The sequence below is a fragment of the Escherichia sp. TW14182 genome, assembly GCF_000208525.1.
GTDB lineage: Bacteria > Pseudomonadota > Gammaproteobacteria > Enterobacterales > Enterobacteriaceae > Escherichia > Escherichia ruysiae.
In genome coordinates this window covers 1-12,344 of record NZ_AEJZ01000140.1, presented here as the reverse complement: position 1 = coordinate 12,344, position 12,344 = coordinate 1, and the positions used below count along the sequence as shown (strand labels likewise).

9 protein-coding genes are annotated in these 12,344 nt (G+C 51.0%); 6 read left to right on the top strand and 3 right to left on the bottom strand.

The genetic code is table 11. From position 1 onward, the window contains the following. The first annotated feature begins 631 nt into the window (after window positions 1–631). From nrdA to yfaE, 3 genes are all read left to right on the top strand, one after another. Window positions 632–2,917, top strand: coding sequence for a class 1a ribonucleoside-diphosphate reductase subunit alpha (gene nrdA, locus EQY_RS0112830; protein ID WP_001075191.1), 2,286 nt, complete (start codon window positions 632–634; stop codon window positions 2,915–2,917). An 88-nt stretch (window positions 2,918–3,005) separates the two neighbouring features. Next, on the top strand, window positions 3,006–4,136 hold the full coding sequence (gene nrdB / locus EQY_RS0112825) for a class Ia ribonucleoside-diphosphate reductase subunit beta (RefSeq protein WP_000332038.1): 1,131 nt from the start codon (window positions 3,006–3,008) through the stop codon (window positions 4,134–4,136). Then, window positions 4,136–4,390, top strand: coding sequence for a ferredoxin-like diferric-tyrosyl radical cofactor maintenance protein YfaE (gene yfaE / locus EQY_RS0112820; protein ID WP_000135044.1), 255 nt, complete (start codon window positions 4,136–4,138; stop codon window positions 4,388–4,390). The genes nrdB and yfaE overlap by 1 nt, the downstream gene beginning before the upstream one ends. A gap of 53 nt (window positions 4,391–4,443) precedes the next feature. Here the strand turns inward: yfaE and inaA are convergent, their stop codons facing one another. The 3 genes from inaA to glpT form a co-directional block, all read right to left on the bottom strand. Further along, window positions 4,444–5,094: a lipopolysaccharide kinase InaA gene (gene inaA / locus EQY_RS0112815; protein WP_000301024.1), complete on the bottom strand. Its 651-nt coding sequence runs from the start codon at window positions 5,092–5,094 to the stop codon at window positions 4,444–4,446. Between the two features lie 239 nt (window positions 5,095–5,333). Continuing rightward, window positions 5,334–6,410, bottom strand: a complete 1,077-nt coding sequence (glpQ, locus tag EQY_RS0112810) for a glycerophosphodiester phosphodiesterase (protein WP_000779067.1) — start codon at window positions 6,408–6,410, stop codon at window positions 5,334–5,336. A 4-nt stretch (window positions 6,411–6,414) separates the two neighbouring features. Further along, a complete protein-coding gene (glpT, locus tag EQY_RS0112805; RefSeq protein WP_000948733.1) occupies window positions 6,415–7,773 on the bottom strand; it encodes a glycerol-3-phosphate transporter in 1,359 nt (452 codons plus the stop codon). A gap of 273 nt (window positions 7,774–8,046) precedes the next feature. On the opposite strand from glpT, the gene glpA reads away from it, so the two are divergent. From glpA to glpC, 3 genes are read left to right on the top strand one after another with little or no spacing between them, the layout of a single operon-like run. Next, the gene (gene glpA / locus EQY_RS0112800) at window positions 8,047–9,675 is read left to right on the top strand and encodes an anaerobic glycerol-3-phosphate dehydrogenase subunit A (RefSeq protein WP_000857252.1); all 1,629 of its coding nucleotides are present in this window, start codon (window positions 8,047–8,049) and stop codon (window positions 9,673–9,675) included. Beyond that, on the top strand, window positions 9,665–10,924 hold the full coding sequence (glpB, locus tag EQY_RS0112795) for a glycerol-3-phosphate dehydrogenase subunit GlpB (RefSeq protein ID WP_001209913.1): 1,260 nt from the start codon (window positions 9,665–9,667) through the stop codon (window positions 10,922–10,924). The genes glpA and glpB overlap by 11 nt, the downstream gene beginning before the upstream one ends. Then, window positions 10,921–12,111, top strand: coding sequence for an anaerobic glycerol-3-phosphate dehydrogenase subunit GlpC (gene glpC / locus EQY_RS0112790; RefSeq protein WP_001000374.1), 1,191 nt, complete (start codon window positions 10,921–10,923; stop codon window positions 12,109–12,111). Before glpB ends, glpC begins: the two co-directional genes overlap by 4 nt. Window positions 12,112–12,344 lie beyond the last annotated feature (233 nt).

The window sequence follows — 12,344 nt, the reverse complement described above, 5'->3', positions numbered from 1 at the left end:
CTAAATCAGTAAGTTGGCAGCATCACCCAAGAAATTTTTAAAATAAGCGCACCAGCAATAATATTTACAGAAAGGAATTAATTATTTCTTTCAAAGTTTACCTGATTATTAAACAATGATAATTAAAACATATTAAACTGATTAATTCATTTCTTGTTTACCTGGAATAATCAATATCGCAAACTTTTATTTTACATCTACTGATTAAAAAATATCTGTTTCGTGAACCACACCTCTTTACATTTGCTCACATCATAAACATAACAATAAGTGTCGACGTGATATGAGTTTGTGATGGTATCAATTTTCGCCACATCTGACATAAGCGCAATAAATAACCTGGATCAATAATTATCTTAAATTGAACGTTCAAGAAATCACCGAACAGTTATTTTTAACAATTTTTTCTCTTCCCATTGACTTTCCCGAACACCTTGTCTGACCTAAGGTGCGTGGAAGCCGCCTTTTCCGTCGCGAGTTATCCACAAAGTTATACACTTGCAAGAGGGTCATTTTCACACTATCTTGCAGTGAATCCCAAACATACCCCCTATATATAGTGTTTGTAGCGACTTCCCTCACTACAGGTAGTCTGCATGAAACTATTTCGGAAAGAACAGGTACTACATACATGAATCAGAATCTGCTGGTGACAAAGCGCAACGGTAGCACAGAGCGCATCAATCTCGACAAAATCCATCGCGTTCTGGATTGGGCGGCAGAAGGACTGCATAACGTTTCGATTTCCCAGGTCGAACTGCGCTCCCACATTCAGTTTTATGACGGTATCAAGACTTCTGACATCCACGAAACCATTATCAAGGCTGCCGCAGACCTGATCTCCCGTGAAGCACCGGATTATCAGTACCTCGCCGCGCGCCTGGCAATTTTCCACCTGCGTAAAAAAGCCTACGGCCAGTTTGAGCCGCCTGCGCTGTATGACCATGTGAAGAAAATGGTCGAAATGGGCAAATACGATAATCATCTGCTGGAAGACTACACGGAAGAAGAGTTCAAGCAGATGGACACGTTTATCGATCACGACCGTGATATGACCTTCTCTTACGCTGCCGTTAAGCAACTGGAAGGCAAATATCTGGTACAAAACCGCGTAACCGGCGAGATCTACGAAAGCGCCCAGTTCCTGTATATTCTGGTTGCTGCCTGCCTGTTCTCAAACTATCCGCGTGAAACCCGTCTGCAATATGTGAAGCGTTTTTACGACGCGGTTTCCACATTTAAAATTTCGCTGCCGACGCCAATCATGTCCGGCGTGCGTACCCCGACTCGTCAGTTCAGCTCCTGCGTACTGATCGAATGCGGCGACAGCCTGGATTCCATCAACGCGACTTCCAGCGCGATTGTAAAATACGTTTCCCAGCGTGCGGGTATCGGTATCAACGCCGGGCGTATTCGTGCGCTGGGTAGCCCGATTCGCGGTGGCGAAGCGTTCCACACCGGTTGTATTCCGTTCTACAAACATTTCCAGACGGCGGTGAAATCCTGCTCTCAGGGCGGTGTGCGCGGCGGTGCAGCAACGCTGTTCTACCCAATTTGGCATCTGGAAGTAGAAAGCCTGCTGGTGCTGAAAAACAACCGTGGGGTTGAAGGCAACCGCGTGCGTCATATGGACTACGGGGTACAAATCAACAAACTGATGTATACCCGCCTGCTGAAAGGTGAAGATATCACCCTGTTCAGCCCGTCCGATGTACCAGGGTTGTACGACGCGTTCTTCGCCGATCAGGAAGAATTTGAGCGCCTGTACACCAAATATGAAAAAGACGACAGCATCCGCAAACAGCGTGTGAAAGCCGTTGAGCTGTTCTCGCTGATGATGCAGGAACGTGCGTCTACCGGTCGTATCTATATTCAGAACGTTGACCACTGCAACACCCACAGCCCGTTTGATCCGGCTATTGCACCAGTGCGCCAGTCTAACCTGTGCCTGGAAATCGCCCTGCCGACCAAACCGCTCAATGACGTCAACGACGAAAACGGTGAAATCGCGCTGTGTACGCTGTCTGCTTTCAACCTGGGCGCAATTAATAGCCTGGATGAACTGGAAGAGCTGGCGATTCTGGCGGTACGCGCACTCGACGCGTTGCTGGATTATCAGGATTACCCGATCCCGGCAGCCAAACGCGGAGCGATGGGTCGTCGCACGCTGGGTATTGGTGTAATCAACTTCGCTTACTACCTGGCGAAGCACGGTAAACGCTACTCTGACGGCAGCGCCAACAACTTGACGCATAAAACCTTCGAAGCTATTCAATATTACCTGCTGAAAGCGTCTAACGAGCTGGCGAAAGAGCAAGGCGCGTGTCCGTGGTTTAACGAAACCACTTACGCGAAAGGCATCCTGCCGATCGATACCTACAAGAAAGATCTGGATGCTATCGCCAATGAACCGCTGCATTACGACTGGGAAGCGTTGCGTGAGTCAATCAAAACGCACGGCCTGCGTAACTCCACGCTTTCTGCTCTGATGCCGTCAGAGACCTCTTCGCAGATCTCCAACGCCACTAACGGTATTGAGCCGCCGCGCGGTTACGTCAGCATTAAAGCGTCGAAAGACGGTATTCTGCGCCAGGTGGTGCCTGACTACGAACACCTGCACGACGCCTATGAGCTGCTGTGGGAAATGCCGGGTAACGATGGCTACCTGCAACTGGTGGGTATCATGCAGAAATTTATTGATCAGTCGATCTCTGCTAACACCAACTACGATCCGTCACGTTTCCCGTCAGGAAAAGTGCCGATGCAGCAGTTGCTGAAAGACCTGCTCACCGCCTACAAATTCGGGGTCAAAACGCTGTATTATCAGAACACCCGTGACGGCGCTGAAGACGCGCAGGACGATCTGGTGCCGTCAATCCAGGACGATGGCTGCGAAAGCGGCGCATGTAAGATCTGATAATCCCCCAGCCTTTGCACCAAACCGTCCCCTCTCCCCTTGCGGGAGAGGGTTAGGGTGAGGGGTAATAAAACCACAGGACACATTCATGGCATATACCACCTTTTCACAGACGAAGAATGATCAGCTCAAAGAACCCATGTTCTTTGGTCAGCCGGTCAACGTGGCTCGCTACGATCAGCAAAAATATGAAATCTTCGAAAAATTGATCGAAAAGCAGCTCTCTTTCTTCTGGCGCCCGGAAGAAGTTGACGTCTCCCGCGACCGTATCGATTATCAGGCGCTGCCGGAGCACGAAAAACACATCTTTATCAGCAACCTGAAATATCAGACGCTGCTGGATTCCATTCAGGGTCGTAGCCCGAACGTGGCGCTGCTGCCGCTGATTTCTATTCCCGAACTGGAAACCTGGGTAGAAACCTGGGCGTTTTCGGAAACAATTCACTCCCGCTCCTACACGCACATCATTCGTAATATCGTTAACGATCCGTCTGTTGTGTTTGACGATATCGTCACCAACGAGCAGATCCAGAAACGCGCGGAAGGGATTTCAGCTTACTACGACGAACTGATCGAAATGACCAGTTACTGGCATCTGCTTGGCGAAGGCACTCATACCGTCAACGGCAAAACCGTGACCGTTAGCCTGCGCGAGCTGAAGAAAAAACTGTATCTCTGCCTGATGAGCGTTAACGCGCTGGAAGCGATTCGTTTCTACGTCAGCTTCGCTTGCTCTTTCGCATTCGCTGAACGTGAGCTGATGGAAGGCAACGCCAAAATTATTCGCCTGATTGCCCGTGACGAAGCCCTGCACCTGACTGGTACTCAGCATATGCTGAATCTGTTGCGTAGCGGCGCGGACGATCCTGAGATGGCGGAAATTGCCGAAGAGTGTAAGCAAGAGTGCTATGACCTGTTCGTTCAGGCAGCACAGCAAGAGAAAGATTGGGCGGATTATCTGTTCCGCGACGGTTCGATGATTGGTCTGAATAAAGACATTCTCTGCCAGTACGTCGAGTACATCACCAATATCCGTATGCAGGCGGTTGGTTTAGATCTGCCGTTCCAGACGCGCTCCAACCCAATCCCGTGGATCAACACCTGGCTGGTGTCTGATAACGTACAGGTTGCTCCGCAGGAAGTGGAAGTCAGTTCTTATCTGGTCGGACAGATTGACTCGGAAGTAGACACCGACGATTTGAGTAACTTCCAACTCTGATGGCTCGTGTTACCCTGCGCATCACTGGCACACAACTGCTGTGCCAGGATGAACACTCTTCCCTTCTGGCGGCGCTGGAATCCCACAATGTGGCAGTTGAGTATCAGTGCCGCGAAGGCTACTGCGGCTCCTGTCGCACGCGCCTTGTCGCAGGCCAGGTGGACTGGATTGCCGAACCGTTAGCCTTTATTCAGCCAGGGGAGATTTTGCCCTGTTGTTGCCGGGCAAAAGGCGATATTGAAATCGAGATGTGATTGGGTACTAGCGCCAGATGCGACGCTTATGCATCTTATCTGGCCTACAACGATTACATGGCAGAATAATACGCTTTCACCTGCTCCCAGTCGGCTTTGGGGATCGGTTCCAGATATTTCTCCAGCTGGCGGAAGTCATGATGAATCGCTTTATGGCGACGCAGACGACGGCGACTTTTCTCCAGATCAAGAAAACCGGCTTCTGCCTTACCTTCTGTTTTCACATAGATATGGCGAACATAACAGCAACCATGCTGACGATTAACGCTATGCATCTTTTTAAATGCCAACGCCACCGCTTTCAACATGGCTTGCCGCACATCGTCGGAATAAGGCGTTACTGCGTGTTGTGAATACCAGTCAGCAATGCTGACAAATCCCGCCATATCTTCTGTCACCAGCAACGCGCGCCATTCGCCATCAATTTTCACCGCTTCTCCAAAAACGATTTTCGGCACAATCACGCCAGCGCGTTCCAGATCTTTTATCACCGCAACCTCGCGCACAATCGTCGGACGCCCAAACGGATAGCGGATAGAATAAAACAAGTGGTGAGTCATGCGCTTCACGTACAACTTTTTGCCGTTGTGCTCGACGCATTGCACCCCGCTCATACCGTTGCGGCGGTAATTCGGCTCCTCAACCCAGTCACCTTCTGTAGCCCACCAATGATTGAACTCATCGTGCTTTGCTGAAACTGCCATACCCTGTCGCCTGTCTTTATTGTTAACGACAATGACTATAGGTGTTTACCTTAAGAAAAACTTAATAAAAAGTGTTTCTTAATGGATTTCTTTTGCCGGGAACAAGTCATCCCGCTCCAAATAACAGCAAGTAAGGATAACCAACAGATTTTATTGAAGAATTAACTATGTCCACTATATGTAGGGGGGTGGATGAAGAGTGGCATCGGATGGCGCATAAGTGCCATCCGACACTGAATTTACTCTTTATTGAGGAATTTTACTGCCTTATCCGGGAAGTCCGTAAACAACCCATTAACACCTGCTTTGTTATACAGAGCGTCATACAGTTGATTCACATCGGTCGTATATGCCGGCAGTTTATCCGACCGCACGGTATAAGGATGCACCACCAGCTTATTCTGCTGTGCATCTTTCACCATTCCAGTCAGTTTGATATTGCCCGGCTGTGATGTCTCATCAATCACCATATGGTAATCGGGGCCAATACCGTCGGCATATTCCGCCACCTGCTTCATGGCACCCGGCTTAAACATCCAGTCATAGCTGTAATTTACCCAGGTTCCGTCCGGCTGTTTCTGCTGAGTTTCATTCCAGTCAGTATAAGCAATCAACTGAACCAGATTGAGATTCATGCCCATTTTCGGTTCCAGCTCATTTTTAATGCGTTTCAGCTCATCAGCATCAAAGCATTGCAAATAAACTTTGTCCCCTTTGCTGGTGTAACCATATTTTTTCAACACTTCCAGCGTTTTTGCCGCAATATCCTTCCCTTCCTGATGATGAAACCACGGCGCTTTAATTTCTGGATAGATGCCGATATTTTTCCCCGTCGAGTGATTTAATCCCTGAATAAATTCAATCTCTTCTTCGAAAGTGTGGACACGAAAGTCAGACTTACCCATCGGGAATCGCCCGGGGAAAGTCTGCACTTTTTTGCCGTTTACAATATCGAAACCTTCGGTAAATTTCAGAGACTTAATTTCATCCAGCGTGAAATCTATCGCGTAGTAGCGACCATCTTTACGCGCCCGATTCGGAAAACGATCGGCGACATCAGTAACGCGATCAAGATAGTGGTCATGCAGGACGACCAGATGGTCGTCTTTGGTCATTACCAAATCCTGCTCCAGATAGTCAGCCCCCTGTGCATATGCCATCGCTTTTGCTGGCAGCGTATGCTCCGGTAAATAACCACTGGCGCCGCGATGGGCTATTACAATTTTCTCGCTATTGTCTGCCGCCATTGCACTGCTTCCCATGATCATTCCACTCATCATGATCGCCATGCTAAGGTTTTTCAGCGTCAATTTCATGCCATTAGCCTCCGTTGCGTTTTTGCAGTAATTCCTGATGGCGACGTTTTTCGCCAATCATCACAACAATCAACAAGATAACCGCCAGAATGCTGCCGCCAATCATTACCATAAAGCCGCCATCCCAGCCGAAGAAGTCCACGGTGTAGCCAACAATCGCACTCGCCGCCACAGAACCGCCAAGATAACCAAACAGTCCGGTAAAGCCTGCCGCCGTACCTGCCGCTTTTTTCGGTGCCAGTTCCAGCGCGTGCAGACCGATCAGCATGACAGGGCCATAAATCAGGAAGCCAATGACAATCATACAAATCATATCTACGGTCGGGTTGCCCGCCGGGTTCATCCAGTAAACGATAGTTGCGATGGTCACCAGAGTCATAAAGAAGACGCCGGTTGCACCACGGTTGCCACGGAAGACTTTATCCGACATCCAGCCGCACAGTAGGGTGCCCGGAATGCCCGCGTACTCATAAAGGAAATAGGCCCAGGAAGATTTATCCAGCGCGAAGTGTTTCACCTCTTTCAGGTAAGTTGGCGACCAGTCGAGGATGCCGTAGCGAAGCAAATAAACGAACACGTTGGCGATAGCGATGTACCACAGCAGTTTGTTCGGCAGTACGTACTGCATGAAAATCTGCTTCGCGGTCAGTTCCTGTTCCGCTTTTTCGTTATAGTCGTCCGGGTAATCATTTTTGTACTCTTCGATCGGCGGCAGACCACAGGATTGCGGGGTATCGCGCATCATAGCAAAAGCGAAAAGCGCCACCAGAATGGCACAGAAAGCAGGCATATAAAGCGCCGCGTGCCAGTCATTGAACCAGGCCATCCCCAGCAAGAATAACAGCGGCGGAATACCACCACCGACGTTATGCGCACAGTTCCACACCGATACAATGCCGCCACGTTCTTTCTGTGACCACCAGTGCACCATGGTACGACCACACGGCGGCCACCCCATCCCCTGGAACCAGCCGCAGAGGAACAGCAGCACGAACATCACCGCAATGCTGGAAGTCGCCCACGGCACAAAGCCCATAAACAGCATCACTGCCGCAGCAAGAATCAAACCTGCTGGCAGGAAAACGCGCGGATTCGAGCGATCCGATACCGAGCCCATGATGAATTTCGAAAATCCATAGGCGATTGAGATCCCTGAAAGCGCAAAACCTAAATCGCCACGCGAGAATCCCTGCTCCACCAGGTAAGGCATTGCAAGAGCAAAGTTCTTACGAACCAGATAGTAAGCGGCATAACCAAAGAAGATCCCCAGGAAAATTTGCCAGCGCAATCGACGATAGGTCGGGTCGATCTCCGCAGCAGGTAAGCGCGCTTTATGTGGCGCTGGTTTAAAAATACTCAACATTTATAGCCTCCGTGGCCCATGGTCTTATTTATGATTAACAGCCTGATTCAGTGGAAGAACCTGCTGTTTTTTTGAGTTGCCGCGATGTTAAGAAAACATTCATAAATTAAATGTGAATTACCGCACACATTATTAAATAAGATTGCCAAAATGTTCCGAAAGGCGCATGAAATCACGTTTCACTTTCGAATAATGAGCGAATATGCGCGAAATCAAACAATTCATGTTTTTACTATGGCTAAATGGTAAAAAACGAACTTCAGAGGGATAGCAATGAAAACTCGCGACTCGCAATCAAGTGACGTGATTATCATTGGCGGCGGCGCAACGGGAGCCGGGATTGCCCGCGACTGTGCCCTGCGCGGGCTGCGCGTGATTTTGGTTGAGCGCCACGACATCGCAACCGGTGCCACCGGGCGTAACCACGGCCTGCTGCACAGCGGTGCGCGCTATGCGGTAACCGATGCGGAATCGGCCCGCGAATGCATTAGTGAAAACCAGATCCTGAAACGCATTGCACGTCACTGCGTTGAACCAACCAACGGCCTGTTTATCACCCTGCCGGAAGATGACCTCTCCTTCCAGGCCACTTTTATTCGCGCCTGCGAAGAAGCAGGGATCAGCGCAGAAGCTATAGACCCGCAGCAAGCGCGCATTATCGAACCTGCCGTTAACCCGGCACTGATTGGCGCGGTGAAAGTTCCGGATGGCACCGTTGATCCATTTCGTCTGACCGCAGCAAACATGCTCGATGCCAAAGAACACGGTGCCGTTATCCTTACCGCTCATGAAGTCACGGGGCTGATTCGTGAAGGCGCGACGGTGTGTGGTGTTCGTGTACGTAACCATCTCACCGGCGAAACCCAGGCACTTCATGCACCTGTGGTGGTTAATGCCGCCGGGATCTGGGGGCAACACATTGCCGAATATGCCGATCTGCGCATTCGCATGTTCCCGGCGAAAGGATCGCTGCTGATCATGGATCACCGCATTAATCAGCATGTGATCAACCGCTGCCGTAAACCTTCTGATGCCGATATTCTGGTTCCCGGCGATACCATTTCGCTGATTGGCACCACCTCTTTACGTATTGATTACAATGAGATCGACGACAACAGAGTGACGGCAGAAGAAGTGGATATTCTGCTGCGTGAAGGGGAGAAACTGGCTCCGGTGATGGCGAAAACGCGTATTCTGCGAGCCTACTCTGGCGTGCGCCCGTTGGTTGCCAGCGATGACGACCCAAGTGGGCGTAACGTCAGCCGTGGTATTGTGCTGCTCGACCATGCTGAACGCGATGGCCTTGACGGATTTATCACCATCACCGGCGGCAAACTGATGACCTATCGGCTGATGGCGGAATGGGCTACCGACGCGGTATGTCGCAAACTGGGCAACACGCGCCCCTGCACTACCGCCGACCTGGCACTACCTGGCTCACAGGAACCGGCTGAAGTCACCCTGCAAAAAGTCATCTCTCTGCCAGCGCCACTTCGCGGTTCAGCGGTTTATCGTCATGGCGATCGCACGCCTGCCTGGCTGAGCGAAGGCCGTCTGCACCGCAGCCTGGTCTGTGAGTGCGAAGCCGTTACCGCAGGCGAAGTGCAATATGCAGTAGAAAATTTGAACGTTAACAGCCTGTTAGATTTGCGCCGTCGTACCCGTGTGGGAATGGGCACCTGCCAGGGCGAACTCTGCGCCTGCCGCGCCGCCGGACTGCTGCAACGCTTTAACGTCACCACATCTGCGCAATCTATCGAGCAACTTTCCACCTTCCTGAACGAACGCTGGAAAGGCGTGCAACCTGTTGCCTGGGGCGATGCGTTGCGCGAAAGCGAATTTACCCGTTGGGTTTATCAGGGACTGTGTGGTCTGGAGAAGGAGCAGAAAGATGCGATTTGATACTGTCATTATGGGCGGCGGTCTTGCCGGATTACTCTGCGGCCTGCAACTACAAAAACACGGGCTGCGTTGTGCGATTGTCACTCGTGGTCAGAGCGCGCTGCATTTTTCGTCCGGGTCGCTGGATTTACTGAGCCATCTACCGGACGGTCAACCGGTGACAGACATTCACGATGGCCTGGAATCTTTGAGCCATCAGGCTCCTGCCCATCCTTACAGTGTTCTCGGCTCACAGCGCGTGCTCGATCTCGCTTGCCGGGCGCAGGCATTGATCGCTGAAAGCGGTGCACAATTGCAGGGTAGCGTTGAACTGGCTCACCAGCGGGTTACACCGCTCGGCACTCTGCGCTCAACCTGGCTAAGTTCGCCAGAAGTCCCCGTCTGGCCGCTGCCAGCGAAGAAAATATGTGTGGTGGGTATCAGCGGGCTAATGGATTTTCAGGCGCATCTTGCGGCGGCTTCGTTACGTGAACTGGATCTTTCGGTTGAAACCGCAGAAATTGAACTGCCGGAACTGGATGTGCTACGTAATAACGCCACCGAGTTCCGCGCGGTAAATATTGCCCGTTTCCTTGATAACGAAGAAAACTGGCCGCTGTTGCTTGATGCGCTTATCCCTGTTGCCAACACTTGTGAAATGATCCTGATGCCCGCCTGCTTCGGCCTGGCTGATGACAAACTCTGGCGCTGGCTGAACGAACAATTGCCCTGTTCATTAATGTTACTGCCGACACTGCCACCTTCCGTGCTGGGCATCCGTCTGCAAAACCAGTTGCAGCGCCAGTTCGTGCGCCAGGGCGGTGTATGGATGCCGGGCGATGAAGTGAAAAAAGTGACCTGCAAAAATGGCGTAGTCAGTGAAATATGGACACGTAATCACGCCGATATTCCGCTACGTCCGCGCTTTGCGGTACTTGCCAGCGGCAGTTTCTTTAGCGGCGGGCTGGTCGCGGAACGTAACGGCATCCGCGAGCCGATTCTCGGCCTTGATGTGCTGCAAACCACCACGCGGGGTGAGTGGTATCGAAGTGATTTTTTTGCGCCGCAACCGTGGCAGCAGTTCGGTGTAACCACTGATGAGACGCTACGTCCGTCGCTGGCAGGCCAGACGGTAGAAAACTTGTTTGCCATCGGTTCAGTGCTGGGCGGATTTGATCCTATCGCTCAGGGATGCGGCGGCGGCGTTTGTGCTGTCAGTGCATTACATGCTGCTCAACAGATTGCCCAACGCGCAGGAGGCCAACAATGAACGATACCAGCTTCGAAAACTGCATTAAGTGCACCGTCTGTACCACCGCCTGCCCGGTGAGCCGGGTAAATCCTGGTTATCCGGGGCCCAAACAGGCCGGGCCGGACGGTGAGCGTCTGCGTTTAAAAGATGGTGCACTTTATGACGAGGCGCTGAAATATTGCATCAACTGCAAACGTTGCGAAGTCGCCTGCCCATCCGATGTGAAGATTGGCGATATCATCCAACGCGCGCGGGCGAAATATGACACCACGCGCCCGTCGCTGCGCAATTTCGTTTTGAGTCATACCGACCTGATGGGTAGCGTTTCCACGCCGTTCGCGCCTATCGTCAACACCGCTACCTCGCTGAAACCGGTGCGGCAGCTGCTTGATGCGGCGTTAAAAATCGATCATCGCCGCACGCTGCCGAAATACTCCTTCGGCACGTTCCGTCGCTGGTATCGCAGCGTGGCGGCTCAGCAGGCGCAATATAAAGACCAGGTCGCCTTTTTCCACGGCTGCTTCGTTAACTACAACCATCCGCAGTTAGGCAAAGATTTAATTAAAGTGCTCAACGCGATGGGCACCGGCGTGCAACTGCTCAGCAAAGAAAAATGCTGCGGCGTACCACTGATCGCCAACGGCTTTACCGATAAAGCACGTAAACAGGCAATCACGAATGTAGAGTCGATCCGCGAAGCTGTGGGGGTAAAAGGTATTCCGGTGATTGCCACCTCCTCAACCTGTACATTTGCCCTGCGCGACGAGTACCCGGAGGTGCTGAATGTCGACAACAAAGGCTTGCGCGATCATATCGAACTGGCAACCCGCTGGCTGTGGCGCAAGCTGGACGAAGGAAAAACCTTGCCACTGAAGCCACTGCCGCTAAAAGTGGCCTATCACACCCCGTGCCATATGGAAAAAATGGGCTGGACGCTCTACACCCTGGAATTGTTGCGCAAAATCCCAGGGCTTGAGCTAACAGTGCTGGATTCCCAGTGCTGCGGTATTGCAGGAACCTACGGTTTCAAGAAAGAGAACTACCCCACCTCACAAGCCATCGGTGCGCCACTGTTCCGCCAGATAGAAGAGAGCGGCGCGGATCTGGTGGTCACCGACTGCGAAACCTGTAAATGGCAGATTGAGATGTCAACCAGCAAACGCTGCGAACATCCAATGACATTACTGGCACAGGCACTTGAATAATCTTCACTGGCAGGACGTGAAAACCTCCTGCCATTCATATCCACGCTGAATATTTCAGAATAACTGCTCTCTATTTTTTTACTTAACTTCACATTTCCATGTATTGACACTCGCTATCTAAAAGTAGCTTTATTATGTCCCTTCAGAAACTAATTGATATAAATAATAATATTCACCACCACATTACCTAAAAGAATAATAATATACGATTATTAAAAATTAAACATATTCAC